Genomic DNA, 16,748 nt, shown 5'->3' on the forward strand with positions numbered 1-16,748 from the left:
TGCTCATTACATGGCCTCTAATTCGGCGTCGGGCGGGATGACGATTTCGGTCACGGTCGAATCGGGGGCTACGTTCATCGCGCGCAGCGCGTTGGCGGCGACCGCGGCGAAGGTCGGCGCGGCGACCTGGCCGCCGAAATGCTGGGCCCCGGTCGGCTCGTCGATCATGACGGCGATGATGAAACGCGGGTTCGACATCGGCACCATGCCGACGAACGATCCGATGTACTTGCGCGGCATCGCGTACCTGCCGTTCTCGACCTTGTAGGCGGTGCCGGTCTTGCCGCCGACGCGGTAGCCGGCCACCTGCGCCTGCTTGGCGGTGCCGTCCTTGCCCGACACCACCGACTCGAGCATCTCGCGCATCTGGCGCGCGGTGCGCGGCTTGATCAATTGCTGGCCCGCGGGCGGCTCGCCGACCTTCTGGAACGACAGCGGGATGGTGTCGCCGTCGCGCGCGAACATCATGTAGCCGCGCGCGAGCTGCAGCAGCGAGACCGAGATGCCGTTGCCGTAGCTCATGGTGGCCTGCTCGATCGGGCGCCACGACTTGTACGGGCGCACGCGCCCGGCGACCGCGCCCGGGAAGCCGAAGCGCGGCTGCTGGCCGAAGCCGACCTTGGTGAACATCTCCCACATCTCCTGCGACGGCATGTTGAGCGCCATCTTGGTGGTGCCGATGTTGGACGACATCTCGATCACCTGCGACACGCTGATCACGCCATGGCCCTTGGTGTCGTGGATCGGCGCGCCGTTGACGACATAGCGGCCGGCGCCGGTGTCGATCAGGGTGTTCGGGGTGACCCGGCCGGTGTCGAGCGCGAGCGCCACCGTGAACGGCTTGAGCGTCGAGCCGGGCTCGAAGGTGTCGGTCATGACGCGGTTGCGCAGCTGGGCGCCGGTCAGCTTCTTGCGGTCGTTCGGGTTGTAGCTCGGGTAGTTCGCCAGCGCCAGCACCTCGCCCGTGCGCACGTCGAGCACCACCGCGCCGCCGGCCTTGGCCTTGAATTTCTCGACCGCGGCCTTGAGCTGGGTGAAGGCGATGTACTGCACCTTGCTGTCGACCGACAGCGTCAGGTCCTGGCCGTCGCGCGGCTCCTTGCCCTGGCCGATGTCCTCGACGATGTTGTTGAGGCGGTCCTTGATCACGCGCCGCCTGCCGGTGGTGCCGACCAGCGTCTTTTGCTGGGCCAGCTCCATGCTCTCCTGGCCGGCGTCCTCGACGTTGGTGAAGCCGACCATGTGGGTCATGACCTCGCCCTGCGGGTAGTAGCGCTTGTATTCCTTGCGCGTGTCGAGTCCCTTGATCTTGAGCATGGCGATCTTGTCGATCACATCCATCTCGACCTGGCGCTTGAGGTAGACGAAGGTGCGGTCCGAGTCGAGCTTGGCGCGCAGCTCGGCCTCGGTCATGCCGAGCAGCCCGGCGAGCGCGCGCAACTGGCCGGCCGACGAGGCCAGCACGTCGTCGGGGATCGCCCACACCGCCCGCACCGGCATCGACAGCGCCAGCACCTGGCCGTTGCGGTCCATGATCTTGCCGCGCGTGGCCGGCAGTTCGATGGTGCGCTCGTAGCGGTCCTTGCCCTTGTCGATCAAAAACTCGGTCGACATGCCCTGCACCCAGATCGCGCGCAACACCAGCGCCGAGAACGCGGCGAACAGCACGAACAGCACGAAGCGCGAACGCCACAGCGGCAGGCTGACCGCCAGCACCGGGCTGGTCGAGAACGACACGCCCTTCGAGGCGGCCACGCGCGAGCCGCCCGCGCCGTTGGGGCGCCTCATTGCGCGCCCCCGGTCAGGTACTGGGTGCGCGCCGGGGTCAGCGGCAGCATGTTCAGGTCGGTGCGCGCGATCTGCTCGATGCGCGCGTTCTTGCCCAGCGTCGACTGGTCGAGCTGGAGCTGGGCCCAGTCGATGTCGAGCTGGCGCGACTGCTGCTCGAGCCGCTCGAGCTCGATGAACAGGTGGCGCGCGCGGTACTGGGAGTTGACCAGCGTGAGGGCGCAGGCGACCAGCAGCGCGGCGAGCGCCATGGTGATCTTGGCGCTCATCGGGCCGCCCTCGGCGGCACCGCCGCCGGCAGCCGTTCGGCCACCCGCAGCACGGCCGAGCGCGCGCGCGGGTTGCCCTCGACCTCGGCCCCGGACGGCTTGGTCTTGGCGACCAGCTTCATCAGGGGCTGCGGCAGGTCGACCGCGCGGATCGGCAGGCGGCGGTCAGGCTGCTCGAGCTTGACCTTGCCCGCCATGAACTGCTTGACCATGCGGTCCTCGAGCGAATGGAAGCTGATCACGGCCAGGCGCGCGCCGGGCGCGAGCATGGCGTAGGCCGCGTTCAAGCCTGCCTCAAGGTCCTCAAGCTCTTGATTGATGAAAATCCGGATAGCCTGAAAGGTGCGGGTGGCCGGATCCTTGCCCTTTTCGCGGGTTTTGACCGCGTTTGCCACGATACCGGCAAGCTGTCGTGTGCTTGAAATTGGCTCGACTGCCCTGCGAGCAACAATCGCCTTTGCAATCTGAAAAGCAAACCGTTCTTCCCCATAATTGCGTATCACCTTTTCCAGTTGTTGTTCGGTCTCGGTGGCGAGCCACTGCGCGGCCGACTGGCCGCGGGTGGTGTCCATGCGCATGTCGAGCGGACCGTCGTTGCGAAAGCTAAAGCCGCGGGCGGCGTCGTCGACCTGCGGCGAGGAGATTCCCAGGTCGAGCAGGATGCCGTCGACCCGTTCGATGCCGCGCGCGCCGAGCGCGCCGCTCATGCTGGCGAAACTGTCGTGCACGATCTCGAAGCGGGCGTCGCCCACCTGTTCGGCCGTCGCGATCGCCTGCAAATCCTTGTCGAAGCCGATCAGGCGCCCCTGCGGGCCGAGGCGCGACAGGATCAGGCGGCTGTGGCCGCCGCGCCCGAAGGTGCCGTCGACGTACACGCCGCCCGCGCGCGGGCCGGCGATGGCCAGCGCGTCGACCGCCTCATCGAGCAAAACCGTCCGGTGCAAAAACTCGGGCACGCCAACTGTCGTCATCGTGGCCTTAGAAGGAGAAATTCGACAGCACGTCGGGCATGCCGCCGGCGACGGCCTGCTGCTCGTCGTCGGCCAGCTTGGCGGCGTCCCAGATCTCGAAATGGGTGCCCATGCCGAGCATCATCACGTCGCGGCTGAGGCCGACGGCCGCGCGCAACTCGGGCGAAATCAGGATGCGGCCCGCCGAATCGATCTCGACGTCGCAGGCGTTGCCGAGGAAAATGCGCTGCCACGCGCGCGCCGACATCGGCCACGCGGCGATCTGGTCGCGGTGCGACTCCCACACCGGGCGCGGGAAGAACAACAGGCAGCCATGCGGATGGCGGGTGAGCGTGAGGCGGCCTTCGCACTGGACCGCGAGGGCGTCACGATGCTTGGCAGGAATGGACATCCTGCCCTTCGCATCGAGATTGATTGAAGACGCGCCTTGAAACACGTTTTGCCTAGCTGTGAGTGATGGGGGTGGATCGGGTGCCTGCGTCGTCCGGGGCCTCAAAACACCCCACAAAACGACACTTTTTTACACAGTTGCCCACTTTAGATCAAGCAATCTTGATGGTCAAGAAGTTTCAAACGTGCGGAATAGGGAAATTGCCAATGAAGTCAAGGACTTAGCGCAGTTCGTTCAAGCATGCTCAAGTTAAAATATGTCGAGTAATTAGACACTTATAAAAGACATTGAATGTGCTACCTCATCTGCATGCCCGCTTTTCGCCTTGTAAACACCGATAAAAATAATTGACAAGCACTGATTTCCAACAACATTGCCAGACGGCATATAAGATTTGCGGATTCACACGCGGCGCGGTACGATGAAAGCGCACGCTATGGAAAGCGCACGTATGGAAGCGCACGATATCGAAAGCGCACGTATGGAAGCGCACGACCGGCCGGCCACACGCCCGACTCGCTCGGTGGCCCGGCGCGAGCACGCGAAGCGAGTCGTCGTTGGCGGACGGGTACGCGCCCAACGCGACACCGCGCCGCCGGGGAGAACCACGTGAGCATCACACTGGCCCGCACCCGCCCCGTGTGCGACCTGGGCGAGGTCCAAGGCGCGCTCGAGCGCGGCAAGGGGCGCTCGCCCGAGCTCGACGCTTTCTACGAGCGCATGCTCGACAAGGGCGCCGACCGTTTCGTCACCACGCCCTCCTCGACCGGGGCGCTGCGCCCCCTGACCGATGAATGTCCCAATTTTGGCGAGGTGCTGGGCGACCTGACGGGCTACCTGGGCCTCGCGCATGCGGGCGACGCCGGGGTGAATGTGATGCCGTTGCTGCTGCTGGGCGACCCGGGCGTGGGCAAGACCCATTTCGCCAAGCGGCTCGCGAAGGCCCTGCAGACCGAGTGCGAGCTCATCAGCATGAACGCCTTGTCGGCCGGCTTTGTGATCACCGGCAGCTCGGCCAGCTGGAAGGGCGCCAAGTGCGGCAAGGTGGCCGAGCGGCTCGTGCGCGGCCAGTACGCGAACCCGCTCGTGGTGCTCGACGAGGTCGAAAAGGCGAGCGGCTCGAGCCAGTCCGACCCGCTCGCAGCCCTCTACCAGCTGTTGGAGCCCGAAACCTCGCGTTCGTTCCGCAATGAATTCATCGACATCGAGATCGACGCGAGCCAGATCTTCTGGGTGCTCACGGCCAACAGCACGGCCGGCATTCCGTCGCCCTTGCTGAACCGGATGGCGGTGTACGACGTGCCGGCGCCGACGCCCGAGCAGACGGCCGGCATCGCCCAGCGCATCTACCGTGGCCTATTAGATGAGCGGAAGCTCGAAAAGTTCAACCCCGATCTGGGCGAGGCGACCCTGTCTAAGCTGGCGGGCGTGTCGCCGCGCGACATGCGCAAGACTTTGCTCGACAGCCTGGGCTACGCGGTGGCGGCCGGGCGCGACCGCGTGCTGGCCGACGACATCCACCTGCGCGCCGCGGCGGGCAAGACGCGCATCGGCTTCTGAATCACGGGCTTCTGAAGCACGGGCTTGCGAATCACGGGTCGCGGCCCGCTTGTTTCCCCGTCCAATGCCGCGGCGCGGTACAATGGCGCCGTGAAGCAGGCCAAGACAGTCGCTGGCTGACGGTAATGCGTTGGCGGGAGGAAGGTCCGGACTCCGTAGAGCAGGATGACGGTTAATGGCCGTCCGCCGCAAGGCGAGGAATAGGGCCACAGAGACGAGCGTATTAAGTTACGGTGAAACGCGGTAACCTCCATCTGGAGCAATCCCAAATAGGCACGCGTTGAGGCGGCTCGCGGAGCGTGCGGGTAGGGAGCTTGAGCGCCGGAGTAATTCGGCGCCTAGAGGAATGGCTGTCATAGCAGACGTCCGCAAGGGCGAATGCCGTAACAAAATCCGGCCTATCGGCTTGCTTCACTTCTCATTCAACAAGGCAGCCACAGTTGACGGGGCTGGCCTTTTTTTCGTCCCTTTTTTGTCCCTTGATCAGCGCGCACGCAGGCCGGCCAGCATCGTGTGCACCGTCTGCCGCGTCTCGTCCAGCGCTTGCGCGACCTTGGCCGGATCCTCCGGCAGCGCTTCGATCGCGCCGTACAACATGCCTAACACGGTGCGCGCCAGCCGCACCGGCTCCCCCGCCCGCATCAGGCCGCCCGCCTGCAATGCGCGCACCGTCGCGACCATCGCGCCCAGCCCGTGGCGCTCGCGGATGGCGAGCCAGCCGTCCGCGCCCAGCACGGCCGGGGCGTCCACCAGGCCGATCCGGCGCCCGCCCGCGTCGACGCCCGCCGCCAGCAGCGTGTCGACCCCGGCCAAAAATGCCGACCAGTGGTCCCTCCCCTGCCCCAGCGCGCGCGCGCCGGCCTGGCCGACCAGGGCGACCAGGCCCATGTCGAGCTCTTCGGCCACGGCCGCGAACAGCCCCTTCTTGTCGCCAAAGTGGTGGTACAGCGCGCCCGTGGTGACGCCGGCCTCGGCGCACAGCGCGCCGAGCGGGGTCGCCTCGTAGCCCAGGCTGCCGAACAGGCGGCGCCCGGCCACGCGCAGGGCGGCCTGTGTTACGGCGGCGTTTTCCTTGCGGCCGTCGCGCTTGGCGGCGCCTGGCTCCCGCTTTGCCGCGCCTGGTCCCTTGATTTGATTCATGCTCAAAAGCCCCAATTTCTTTTCGTTTGACAATTATAACGTAATTATGTATTGTTAGGAAACACGATCAGAACCACCCATTCCCCCAGGAGATATCCATGCTGCTCGCCGCCCAAATCCTCACCGCCCTCGTGCTGGTCATCCACGTCTATATCTTCCTGCTCGAGACGGTGTTGTTCAAAACGCGCGGCCGGCGCGTGTTCGGCCTCACCGCCGAACAGGCCGAGTTGAGCTCGCGGGCCATGCTCAACCAGGGTTTTTACAACCTGTTCCTGGCGGCGGCGCTCGCGCTCGGCTTCGTTCTGAGCGGCCCGGCGGCGCTCGCGCTGACGGTGTTCGGGCTCGTATGCGTGGCCGTGGCCGGCATCGTCGGCGCGCTGACGGTCCAGATGCGCATCCTGTACGTGCAGACCGTGCCCGCGGTCGCGGCGCTGGTCGCGCTGCACCTGGCCTGATCGATCTGGCATGCAATTTGTGTAAATTGGTGTCGCCATTTCAAAAGCTTGAGCGATTGGCCTCTTATAGAATGGCGGATACTCCACCAGAGGCATAGAGGCCAATCGTCATGACGCAACCATCCCGCACCGGCGGCCAGATCCTGGTCGATGCGCTCAACATCCACGGCGTCGAAATCGCCTTCGGCGTGCCCGGCGAGAGCTATCTCGATGTGCTCGACGCCCTGCACGACTCGGACATCCGCTTCATCATCAACCGCCAGGAGGGCGGCGCGGCCTTCATGGCCGAGGCCTACGGCAAACTGACCGGGCGTCCCGGCATCTGCTTCGTCACCCGCGGCCCGGGCGCGACCAACGCCTCGATCGGCGTGCACACCGCCTACCAGGATTCGACCCCGATGATCCTGTTCATCGGCCAGGTCGGCAACGACTTCACCGACCGCGAGGCGTTCCAGGAGATCGACTACCGCCGCATGTACGGCCAGATGGCCAAGTGGGTCGCGCAGATCGACCGCGCCGACCGCATCCCCGAATACATGGCGCGCGCGTTCCAGGTCGCCACCAGCGGCCGTCCGGGCCCGGTGGTGCTGGCGCTGCCCGAAGACATGCTGATCCAGGTGGCCGACGTCGCCAACACGGCGCGCTACACGCCGGTGCAGGCGTCGCCGTCGAACGCGCAGATCGACACCCTGCGCGCGATGCTGGCCGAGGCCAAGCGTCCGTTCCTGCTGCTGGGCGGCCCGACCTGGGACGCCAAGGCCTGCGCCGACGTGCAGCGCTTCGCCGAAGCCAACGCGCTGCCGGTCGGCTGCGCCTTCCGCTTCCAGGACTTGCTCGACAACGCGCACCCGAACTATGTGGGCGACGTCGGCATCGGCATCAACCCGAAACTGGCCGCGCGCGTGAAAAACGCCGACCTGCTGATCGCGCTCGGCCCGCGCCTGGGCGAAATGACGACCAGCGGCTACTCGCTGATCGCCTCGCCCGTGCCGCGGCAGCGCCTGGTCCACATCCACGCCGACGCCGAGGAGCTGGGCAGCGTGTACCAGGCCGAACTGATGATCAACAGCGGCGCCCCGCAAGTGGCGGCGATGCTGGCGGCCATGGCGCGGGTCGATTCAAGCGCATGGGCCGGCACCGTGGCCGAGGCCAAGGCCGAACTGGCCGCCTACCAGCAGCAGCCGCCGATTTTCAAGGATGGCAAATCGCCGCTCGACCTGTGGCAGGTGGTGCAGCAACTGCAGGCGGCGGTGCCGAAGGACACGATCATCACGAACGGCGCCGGCAACTACGCCTCGTGGGCGCACCGCTTCTACCGCTACGGCGGCATGCGCAGCCAGCTCGCGCCGACCAACGGCGCCATGGGATACGGCGTGCCGGCCGGCGTGGCCGCGAAAATCATCGACCCGCTGCGCACCGTGGTCACCTTCGCCGGCGACGGCGAGTACATGATGAACGGGCAGGAACTGGCGACCGCGGTGCAGTACCGCGCCGGCGTGCTGATCATTGTTTTCAACAACAATATGTTCGGGACCATCCGCATGCACCAGGAGCGCGATTATCCTGGCCGGGTTTCGGGCACGACCCTGCACAATCCGGATTTCGCGGCGCTGGCGCAGGCCTATGGCGCGTTCGGCGAGGTGGTCGACAGCACCGAGCAGTTCGGTCCCGCGCTGGCCCGCGCGCTGGCCCACACCCGCGACATGCAGCTGCCGGCGGTGATCGAACTGCGCTACGACGGCAATCTGATCACGCCGAACGCGACGCTCGAGGCGATTCGCGACAACGCGATGGCGGCCCAGAAGAAGGGTTAATGACCTTCCAAAGTGGGTGGAAGGGTGCCGCGGGATTAGTGCCGTAATAACTCAGACAAAAAAAAGAGACATCGTCGTCGCGAATGCGGGGACCCATAGAACGGTATATCGATGCAAACGTTCTATGGGTCCCCGCCTGCGCGAGGACGATGTGGTGGCGGGCGGTCAGCGCAGGGCCGCCCGCTTCAGCCAGCGCATCAACGCCCCCAGCACCGGCAGCTTCTCATACAACTCCTCGGCGGCGTCCCAATAATCGCGGTGCAGCACCACCGCGCCGTCCCCATTGAAGCGGATATGCGTCGCCCCCCTGATGCACTCGGTGCGCTGCGGCGAGCGGTGCATGCGGAACGTGAAATCCCACACCAAAAAAGCCTCCTCCCCCTGCAGCACGCGCGTGCCCACCACGAAGCGCGGATCGTGCACCTGCTTGAACATGTGCGCGAAAATCCTCTCGATCTCGCCCAGCCCCTGCACCTCGTTGAACGGATCCTTGAACACCGCATCGGCCGCGTACACCCGCGCCAGCTGGGCCGGCAGCGATTGCGCGCTCAGGTTCTCGTAAAAGTCGATCAAGCGCGTCAGTTCGTCGTTGAAGTTCACAGGCCGGTCACCTTTCGGATCAACCAAAAATACAAAGGATAGGGCAACAGGCGCGCCAAGCGCATGCTGTTGGTGAAGCGCTTGGGGAAGTGGATGTGGAATTGCCCGCGCTCGATGCCGTCGATCATGGCGGCGCCGGCGTCCTCGGCGCTCATCAGGGCCGGCATGTGGAAGTCGTTTTTGGCCGTCAGCGGCGTGTCGACAAAGCCCGGATTGATCTGGTACACCCCGATTCCGCGCGGATGCAGGTCGAGGTAGAGCGACTCGCTCAGGTTGATCAGCGCGGCCTTGGTCGGCCCGTACACCAGCGCCTTCGGCAGGCCGCCGAAGCCGGCCACCGAGGCCACGATCCCGATCCCGCCTGCGCCCTGCTTCAACAACTGCGGCAGCACCGCGTCGAGGCAGTTGAACACGCCGCGCAGGTTCAGGTCGAGCATCTTGTTGGCCTGCGCGAGGTCGAAGCTGTCGGCGCGCATCTCGTTGTAGCCGCCGGCGACCACCAGCACCAGGTCGATGCCGCCCCAGGCCGCGACCAGCGTCTTGCACGCGCGCGCCACGCTGCCCGGGTCGGTCACGTCGAGCGCGATCGGAAAGGCGCGCGTCGAACCGGCCGCGACGCGCTCGAGGACCTCGATCCTGCGCGCCGAGAACGCCACCTGCGCGCCGAGCTCGAGCAGGTACTGCCCGGCCGCCTCGCCGATGCCGGTCGAAGCGCCGATCAGCCAGACGCGCTTGCCCTTCCAGTCGCCGATCTTTGGATTCATTTGGCCGCCGGCGCGCGTTTGGTGAACGACAGCGTCACGCTGCCCAGGTTGACGCCGAACTTGCTCATCTCCGTACGGTTGAGCATGACGCGCTCGTCGATCAGGAACATCCAGTCGTCCATCTTCATGTTGATGATCTTGCCGTCAACCGGCAGCGCCAGCACGTACGACCAGCGCAGCGCGTTGCCCTCGACCACGCCCTCGGCCGTGCCGACGACGTCGGCCGCGGTCGCGCTGAAACGGCCCGGCCCGGTCTTTTGCAAGGTCCAGACGCGCTTCTGGCGGGTGCCGTCGGAGTACACGAAGTCCTCGTCGAGCACGCCCACATCGCCCTTCCAGTGGCAGTTCATGACCACCACGAAGCGCTTGACGACCTTGCCCGAGCGGTCCTGGAACATGCCGTGCGCGTCGAGCGTGCCGTTGAAATAGTCCTGCACGTCGAGCGCGGGCTTCTCGTTCGCGTACAGCTCGGGGGACGGCGCCGAACAGGCGGCCAGCAGCCCACAACAGATGGCGGCGGCGATGAGTACGAATTTTTTCATGGTGTTCCTCTTTTAGTATTAACAATCGCGCAGCGGCGCGCGCCACAACATCGCGGCCGCCACCAGTTTCATGGCACACGGCAGCAGCGCGTAGGCCGCGGCCAGGGTGCCGGTGTTGCCGCTGCTGCCCGGCTGGTAGCCGAGCCATTCAAGCAGGGGCAGCGAAATGCCGGCCGCCAGCGCCAGCGTGATTTGCACGCCCCAGTTCCAGACGCCGAAATAGGCGCCCTCGCGCCGGCCGGCGTCGCCGGCCTTGGCGATGACCCCGGCCAGCAGCGCCGGCGGCAGCGCCAGGTCGGCGCCCAGCGTCAATCCCGACAGCACGCAGACCACGAAGAACGCGGCGCCGGCGCCGGCGCCGAGCCAGTAGGCCCACACGAACACGCCGGCCGCGAGCAGCATGGCCAGGGTCCAGGCGCGCGCCTCGCCCAGCCGCGCGGCGAGCGCTATCCACAGCGCCATCGAGGCCGCCGCCGCGCCGAAGTAGACGATCAGGAACATGCCCGCCAGCGCTGGCAGCCGCAGGCGGTCGGCCACAAAGAACAGGAACAGCGTGGCCGGGATGGCCGAGGCGATGCCGTTGACGATCAGGACCGCGAACAGCGCGCGAAAGCGCCGTTGCCTGAACGGCGCGCCCATCTGGCGCAGGCTGAACCGGACCGGTTTTGCGTCCGCGTGCGCCGGCGCCGCCTGCGGGCGATCCGCCCTTGCCAGCAGCAGCGCCGCCCCCAGCGCCAGCGCGAAGGCGAACGCGATGCTCAGTCCGACGTAGCCGAAGGCGGCGCCGATGGCCGCCGCCAGCACCACGCCTGCCAGCCCGCAGGCCTCGCGCACGCCCGTCACGCGCGCCCGCTCGGTGACGGCCTGGGTCAGCGCCGCGCCCCAGCTCTGGTGCGCGATGGTGGCCAGGCTGAAGCCGAGGTAGACCACCATCAGCGTCACCAGGAACCAGGCCAGCGCGCCGCCGCCGCGCAGCGCCGGCGGATTGAACAGCGCCACAAAGCCGACCAGCAGCAGCGGCAGCGCGAGCGCGATGTAGCGGGCGAAGCGGCCGGCCCCGCGCTCGATCCACCAACCGAGCAGCGGGTCGGTGAAGGCGGCGGCCACGCGCGCGGTCAGCAGCACGGCGCCGATCAGCCCCAGCGGCAGGCCGGCGCGTTCGGCGTAGAACTGGGGCAGGTAGACATAGATCGGCAGCGCGACCATCGCCAACGGCAGGCCGAACAGGCCGTACGCGAGCAACTGGCCGTGCGACAGACGCGTCATTTCGGCGCCGCGTCTTTGAGCAAGGCGGTGCGCAGGCCGCGCGCGGTGGTGGCCGGGTCGAGCCAGATCGCAAAGAAGGCGCGCGCGAACGCGGGGTCGCGCACGGTGCCGAGCACCTTGCCGTCGAGGTAGAAGCGCGCGCCCTCGCCCGGCAGGTTGACACCGGTGATGCGCTCGCCCTCTTTCACGTTCGGGAACAGGGACGCCATCTCGCGCAGCCAGGCGGCGCGCTGGGCGTCCGTACCGGCGCCGAGCTTCTTCATCTGGTCGACGCTGGCCTCGGCGATCTTTTTGCCCTCGAGCTTGCGCGCGTAGCGCAGCTCGAGCGCGAACGGCAGGCCGGCCTGGTAGCCCTTTTCCCCGACCCACAGTTCGGCGTCGTAGATCTTGAGGGTGAACCAGGTGAACGCGCCGGCGCCCGCCAGGCGGGCCTGCGGCAGGTGGGCATCGATGTGGGCGGGCGCGGCCTGCGCGGCGCCGGTCCCGACCCCGACCACCAGCGCCAGCAGTAAAGACTTCAGCAGGCGTCGCATGGTCAGTCCCTCACCAGGGTGAAGTGCATGACGTCGGTGTTGTCGGCCCTGAAGGCCGCTTCGCAGTAGCACAGGTAGAACTCCCAGGTCCGGATGAAGCGCTCGTCGAAGCCCTGCGCGCGCACCTCGTCGATGCGGGCGTGGAAGGCGTCGCGCCAGGCCGACAGGGTGTCGGCGTAGTCGTACCCGAACTTGAATTTGTCGACCACGCGCAGGCCGTGCTGCTGCGCCATGCTCTCGAACACCGACGGCGAGGGCAGCATCCCGCCCGGGAAGATGAACTGCTGGATGAAGTCGGTGCCCTTGCGATAGCGCTCGAACAGCTGGTCGGCGATTACGATCGTCTGCACGCAGGCGCGCCCGCCCGGTTTGAGGTTGCGCGCGACGCACTCGAAGTAGCTCGGCCAGTACGACTCGCCGACCGCCTCGAACATCTCGATCGAGGCGATCGCGTCGTATTGGCCGTCGCTGTCGCGGTAGTCGCACAGTCGCAGGTCGGCCATGTGCGCGAGGCCGGCCTGCTCGAGGCGGGTGTTGGCGTAGGCCAGCTGCTCGCTTGAGAGGGTCAGGCCGGTCACGTGCGCGCGCGCCTCGGCCGCGGCCATCTCGGCGAAACCGCCCCAGCCGCAACCGATTTCGAGCACGCGCTGGCCCGGCGACAGCGCCAGCTGGCCGAGGATGCGGCGGTACTTGGCCGCCTGCGCCAACTCCAGGTTGTCGCCGGTGGCGACCGAGAACAGCGCGCTCGAGTAGGTCATCGACGGGTCGAGCCACAGTTCGTAGAACGGGTTGCCGATGTCGTAGTGGGCGTGGATGTTCTTGCGGCTGCCCGCCTTGGTGTTGCGGTTGAGCAGATGCTTGATGCGGTAGGCCAGGCCGCCCCACCAGCTGCCGTAGACGACCTTGTCGAAGGTGTCGCGGTTGCGCACCAGCAGTTCGATCAGCCCGGCCAGGTTGTTGCTGCGCCAGTCGCCGTCGATGTAGGCCTGCGCCAGGCCGATGTCGCCCGATTGCAGCGCCGCGCCGAACACGTTCCAGTTGTTCAGTTCGAGCGTGACCGGGGTCGAGCCGTCGCCGTAGCGCAGCACCACGCCGGCCGGGGATTTAACGTGCAGGGCCCCGTGCTCGAGGCGCGACAGCATCTTGAGGATGAAGGCGGCCGACGCCGGCATCGACGCCGCCGGCGCGGTGGGCGCTGGCGCGCCGCAGGAAGGACTGGTTTGCATGGATTTGCTGTTCATCGCGTTACCTTTTGTTGAGGTGGGGCGGGTTTGGAGAAGAAGGGAACGCGCCGGATCCACAGGCGCAGCGCCTGCAGGTGGATGCGCGCGACGACGCCGAAGGTCATCAGGGGAAAGCTGAAAAAGGCGCGCGCCACGGCGCCGCTGGAAATCGGCGCACCCGCGCCCGAGACGCTCGTTTCGAGCAGCGGCCCGGCGCCATCGTCGTAGTCGATGCAGGCCAGAGTGCTCTCGAGCGCGCGCCCGTCGACCCGGCGCATGGCGCGCATGAAGCGGAACCGGTAGCTGCCCGTGACGTCGCAAAACGGCGACACGTGGAACACCTTGCGCGCGCCAAGTTCGGCGCCGTTGCCGATCGCGCCGCCCTGTTCGAGCAGATAGAAATGGCGCTCGCCGAAGGTGTTGCGCACATCGCACAGCACGGCGCGCAGGGCGCCGTCGCGGCGGTGGCAGAACCAGAACGAGACCGGATTGAAGACGAAGCCGAGCACGCGCGGCATGGCTTGGAGCCAGATCTCGCCGTCGGCGTCGGTGACACCCTCGGCCCGCAGCAGCGCGTCGATCCAGTCGCACAGCGGCCGCTCGCCGTCGCCATGGTCGCGATCGTGGAAGGCGAGCAGGTTGAAGCGGTTGCGCGAGAACAGCGCGCAGTCGAACCCGCCCCGCCCCATCGCGCGCAGCGGCAGGCGCACATAGTAGGCCGGGTATTCAAAGGCGTTGCGGGCCGGGCGCAGGCGCTTGTGGCGCACCTGTCCGAAGCACAGCTGCGGCGCGGCCTCGATCACGGAATCAAGCGGCTGCATCGAAGCGCGCGGCAATCAGGCCGGTGATCGAACGGGCCACTTCGAGCCCCGACTTGAGGCCGTCCTCGTGGAAGCCGTAGCCGGTCCAGGCGCCGGCGAACCAGGTGTTCTGCATGCCCTGCAGCGCCGGCAGGCGCGCCTGCGCCGCCACCGCCGGGGCGTCGAACACCGGATGCGCGTAGTCGTAGCTGGCGAGCACGCGGCCCGGGTCCGGCTCGTCGATCGGATTGAGCGAGACGATCACCGGGGTGCTGAACGGGACCGGTTGCAACTGGTTGATCAGGTAGTGCACGCACACCAGCGGCGTGGGCGCGGCGTTGCTCTGGTAGTTCCAGGCCGACCAGGCCTTGCGGCTGGCGGGCAGGCAGCTCGCGTCGGTGTGCAGCACCGCGCGGTTGGGCTGGTAACGGATCGCGCCGAGCACGGCGCGCTCGTCGGCGCGCGCGTCCGACAGCAGCGCCAGCGACTGGTCGCTGTGGCAGGCCATGACGACATGGTCGAACAGTTCGACCCCGGTGGCGGTGGTCACGCGCACCGGGCGCAGGCCGCCCGAGCTGCCGCGGCTGACCGCCAGCACCGGGGTCGACAGGCAGCGCGCCTCGATCTTGGCGATCATCTTGTGGACGTAGTTGCGCGAGCCGCCCTTGACCGTGTGCCAGCGCGGCCGGTCGCTCACCTGCAGCAGGCCGTGGTTGTGGCAGAAGCGGATGAAGCTGGCGGCCGGGAACGCGAGCATCTGGTCCGACGGGCACGACCAGATGCAGGCCGCCATCGGCAGCAGGTACCAGTGGCGGAATTGCTCGCTGTAGCCGTTGGCGTCAAGAAAGTCGCCGAGCGAGGTGGCCGGCATGGCGCCGCCGGCGGCGAGCGCGCTGGCTTGGCGGTTGAAGCGCAGGATGTCGCCGAGCATGCCCAGAAAGCGCGGATTGAACAGATTGCGGCGCTGGGCGAACACGGTGCCCAGGTTGCTGCCGGCCCACTCGAGCGTGGCGCCGGCCTTGCCCGCGAGCGGCAGCTTGACCGAAAACGACATGTCGCTGGGCGCCGTCTCGACCCCGAGTTCGTCGAACAGCGCGATCAGGTTGGGATAGGTGCGCTCGTTGAAGACCAGAAAGCCGGTGTCGACCCCGTGCGTGTGGCCGTCGAGGGTGACGTCGACCGTGTGGCTGTGGCCGCCAAAATAGTCGCCCGCCTCGAACAAGGTCACCTGGGCGCCCGCGCGCACCAGCCGGTATGCGCAGGACAAACCGGAGATTCCGGCACCGATCACAGCGATTTTCATCGTTTCCACTCCAATTTTATTTTTTTGTCCATGACAAACGCTTTACAAGATGTATAATCAAGGAAATAATGGTGCCTGTCAACAGTTTGTCGTGGACAAAGAGTTTCCCCATGATTTATACGAGGGAAACTTTAAAGCGGATTCAAGAAGAGGGGCTTAGGTGGGAAAAATCCAATTTCATTGGCGGCGGCACGGAGCTGGTGTCGTACTGACGGCTTGCGCCGGGCCTGCCGTGGACGCTGTACAATGCTCCGAAGCGCCCCAAAAGGATGGTTTGTCCAGCACAAACCGCCGCCACTCACCACGATTGCGAAGCAACCATGACTAATCCCGCGAGCCAGTCCATTGTTCTGAGCAACATCAGCGAGGTCGAACGCGACACCGGCGTGGCCAAGGAAACCTTGCGCGTGTGGGAGCGGCGCTACGCCTTCCCCCTGCCCCTGCGCGACCCCAACGGCGAACGCATCTACCCCGAGGACCAGGTCCAGCGCCTGCGCCTGATCAAGCGTTTGCTCGACCAGGGCTACCGCCCCGGCAAAATCATGCACCTCGACACGGACGCGCTGGCCGAACTGGGCGCCAAATGCACCCCGCCGGCGCCGCTGCGCGGGCCAAGCGACCCCGAGCTGGCCTTGTGCCTGGGCTTGCTGAAAGCGCATCAGATGCACGAGTTGCGCCAGCGCATGGCGCAGGCCCAGCTGCAGATGGGACTGAGGACCTTCGTCATGGAGATCGTCGCGCCGCTGACCCAGATGGTCGGCGACGCCTGGGCCGCGGGGCAATTGGCCGTGTTCGAAGAGCACCTGTATTTGGAAACCCTGCAAAGCGTGATGCGCAACGCGATCTTCGCGGCCACCCAGCATGGCTCGCACGCGACGGCGCGCCCGCGCATCCTCTTGACCACCGTGCCGCTCGAGCGCCACGGCCTTGGCCTGCTCATGGCCGAGGCCCTGTTCGCGCTGGAGGGGGCGCACTGCGTCTCGCTGGGGGTGCAGACGCCGCTGGCCGAAATCGTCGAGGCCGCCCGGATCCAGCGCGCCGACATCGTGGCGCTGTCGTTCTCGAGCGTGGTGTCGCCGCGCGCCGCGATCGACAATGTGATCGAACTGCGCAGCCGCCTTGGCGAGACGATCCAGGTCTGGGCCGGCGGCAGTTGCGCGATGGCGGTGCGGCGCCAGTTGGGGCCCCACTGCGTGCTCGACCTGAACGATATTACCGGCGCGATAGGCCGCTGGCTTGCGCAGCACGCGGCGGCGCAAGCCGTAGTGCCGGCCTGACAGGCTGGGAGGCTGAGAGACTGAGAGGCCACGGTGAATTTGTTCTAAGCGG

17 protein-coding genes and 1 other RNA gene are annotated in these 16,748 nt (G+C 66.8%); 5 read left to right on the forward strand and 13 right to left on the reverse strand.

What is annotated here, in order from left to right; all coding sequences use genetic code 11:
- Positions 1 to 6 precede the first annotated feature (6 nt).
- From C7C56_RS19680 to mraZ, 4 genes are read right to left on the reverse strand one after another with little or no spacing between them, the layout of a single operon-like run.
- Positions 7 to 1,788 carry a peptidoglycan D,D-transpeptidase FtsI family protein gene (locus C7C56_RS19680; RefSeq protein ID WP_106759070.1) on the reverse strand — a complete coding sequence of 594 codons (1,782 nt, stop codon included), beginning with the start codon at positions 1,786 to 1,788 and terminating at the stop codon, positions 7 to 9.
- Positions 1,785 to 2,057, reverse strand: coding sequence for a cell division protein FtsL (ftsL, locus tag C7C56_RS19685; protein WP_106759071.1), 273 nt, complete (start codon positions 2,055 to 2,057; stop codon positions 1,785 to 1,787). The genes C7C56_RS19680 and ftsL overlap by 4 nt, the downstream gene beginning before the upstream one ends.
- Complete coding sequence (gene rsmH / locus C7C56_RS19690; protein ID WP_370660228.1) at positions 2,054 to 3,049, reverse strand: 16S rRNA (cytosine(1402)-N(4))-methyltransferase RsmH; 996 nt, start codon at positions 3,047 to 3,049, stop codon at positions 2,054 to 2,056. The genes ftsL and rsmH overlap by 4 nt, the downstream gene beginning before the upstream one ends.
- A complete protein-coding gene (gene mraZ, locus C7C56_RS19695) occupies positions 3,036 to 3,464 on the reverse strand; it encodes a division/cell wall cluster transcriptional repressor MraZ (protein WP_106759073.1) in 429 nt (142 codons plus the stop codon). Before mraZ ends, rsmH begins: the two co-directional genes overlap by 14 nt.
- 564 nt (positions 3,465 to 4,028) lie before the next feature.
- Here mraZ and C7C56_RS19700 point away from each other — a divergent pair.
- Both C7C56_RS19700 and rnpB read left to right on the forward strand, forming a co-directional pair.
- Entirely contained in the window at positions 4,029 to 4,979 is a 951-nt protein-coding gene (locus tag C7C56_RS19700; RefSeq protein ID WP_106759074.1) for an AAA family ATPase, read from the forward strand.
- Positions 4,980 to 5,071: 92 nt separating this feature from the next.
- Positions 5,072 to 5,396, forward strand: an RNA gene (rnpB, locus tag C7C56_RS19705) — RNase P RNA component class A.
- A 66-nt stretch (positions 5,397 to 5,462) separates the two neighbouring features.
- Here the strand turns inward: rnpB and C7C56_RS19710 are convergent.
- Positions 5,463 to 6,119, reverse strand: coding sequence for a TetR/AcrR family transcriptional regulator (locus C7C56_RS19710; RefSeq protein ID WP_106759075.1), 657 nt, complete (start codon positions 6,117 to 6,119; stop codon positions 5,463 to 5,465).
- Between the two features lie 98 nt (positions 6,120 to 6,217).
- On the opposite strand from C7C56_RS19710, the gene C7C56_RS19715 reads away from it, so the two are divergent.
- Together C7C56_RS19715 and C7C56_RS19720 are read left to right on the forward strand one after the other, a co-directional pair.
- Complete coding sequence (locus C7C56_RS19715; RefSeq protein WP_106759076.1) at positions 6,218 to 6,574, forward strand: DUF1304 domain-containing protein; 357 nt, start codon at positions 6,218 to 6,220, stop codon at positions 6,572 to 6,574.
- Positions 6,575 to 6,684: 110 nt separating this feature from the next.
- Entirely contained in the window at positions 6,685 to 8,388 is a 1,704-nt protein-coding gene (locus tag C7C56_RS19720; RefSeq protein WP_106759077.1) for a thiamine pyrophosphate-binding protein, read from the forward strand.
- 165 nt (positions 8,389 to 8,553) lie between these two features.
- On the opposite strand, the gene C7C56_RS19725 is transcribed toward C7C56_RS19720, so the two are convergent.
- Genes C7C56_RS19725 through C7C56_RS19760 form a run of 8 tightly spaced genes read right to left on the reverse strand, consistent with a single transcriptional unit; the run spans position 8,554 to position 15,419 of the window.
- Positions 8,554 to 8,988 (reverse strand): nuclear transport factor 2 family protein, encoded by a 435-nt coding sequence (locus C7C56_RS19725; protein ID WP_106759078.1) that lies wholly within the window; start codon positions 8,986 to 8,988, stop codon positions 8,554 to 8,556.
- Positions 8,985 to 9,752, reverse strand: a complete 768-nt coding sequence (locus tag C7C56_RS19730; protein ID WP_106759079.1) for an SDR family NAD(P)-dependent oxidoreductase — start codon at positions 9,750 to 9,752, stop codon at positions 8,985 to 8,987. Before C7C56_RS19730 ends, C7C56_RS19725 begins: the two co-directional genes overlap by 4 nt.
- Positions 9,749 to 10,294, reverse strand: coding sequence for a DUF3833 domain-containing protein (locus tag C7C56_RS19735; protein WP_106759080.1), 546 nt, complete (start codon positions 10,292 to 10,294; stop codon positions 9,749 to 9,751). The genes C7C56_RS19730 and C7C56_RS19735 overlap by 4 nt, the downstream gene beginning before the upstream one ends.
- Positions 10,295 to 10,312: 18 nt before the next feature.
- A complete protein-coding gene (locus C7C56_RS19740; RefSeq protein ID WP_106759081.1) occupies positions 10,313 to 11,560 on the reverse strand; it encodes an MFS transporter in 1,248 nt (415 codons plus the stop codon).
- Positions 11,557 to 12,093: a chalcone isomerase family protein gene (locus C7C56_RS19745; RefSeq protein WP_106759082.1), complete on the reverse strand. Its 537-nt coding sequence runs from the start codon at positions 12,091 to 12,093 to the stop codon at positions 11,557 to 11,559. The genes C7C56_RS19740 and C7C56_RS19745 overlap by 4 nt, the downstream gene beginning before the upstream one ends.
- A 2-nt stretch (positions 12,094 to 12,095) precedes the next feature.
- Positions 12,096 to 13,334, reverse strand: coding sequence for an SAM-dependent methyltransferase (locus C7C56_RS19750; RefSeq protein ID WP_106759083.1), 1,239 nt, complete (start codon positions 13,332 to 13,334; stop codon positions 12,096 to 12,098).
- Entirely contained in the window at positions 13,331 to 14,137 is an 807-nt protein-coding gene (locus C7C56_RS19755; protein WP_106759084.1) for a DUF1365 domain-containing protein, read from the reverse strand. The genes C7C56_RS19750 and C7C56_RS19755 overlap by 4 nt, the downstream gene beginning before the upstream one ends.
- A complete protein-coding gene (locus C7C56_RS19760) occupies positions 14,124 to 15,419 on the reverse strand; it encodes an NAD(P)/FAD-dependent oxidoreductase (protein WP_106759085.1) in 1,296 nt (431 codons plus the stop codon). Before C7C56_RS19760 ends, C7C56_RS19755 begins: the two co-directional genes overlap by 14 nt.
- Before the next feature lie 320 nt (positions 15,420 to 15,739).
- Here C7C56_RS19760 and C7C56_RS19765 point away from each other — a divergent pair, with 320 nt between their 5' ends.
- The gene (locus C7C56_RS19765) at positions 15,740 to 16,696 is read left to right on the forward strand and encodes a MerR family transcriptional regulator (RefSeq protein WP_106759086.1); all 957 of its coding nucleotides are present in this window, start codon (positions 15,740 to 15,742) and stop codon (positions 16,694 to 16,696) included.
- The last annotated feature ends 52 nt before the right edge of the window (positions 16,697 to 16,748 follow it).

Origin of the sequence: Massilia glaciei, from assembly GCF_003011895.2 — a bacterium.
Classification (GTDB): Bacteria; Pseudomonadota; Gammaproteobacteria; order Burkholderiales; family Burkholderiaceae_D; genus Telluria_A; species Telluria_A glaciei.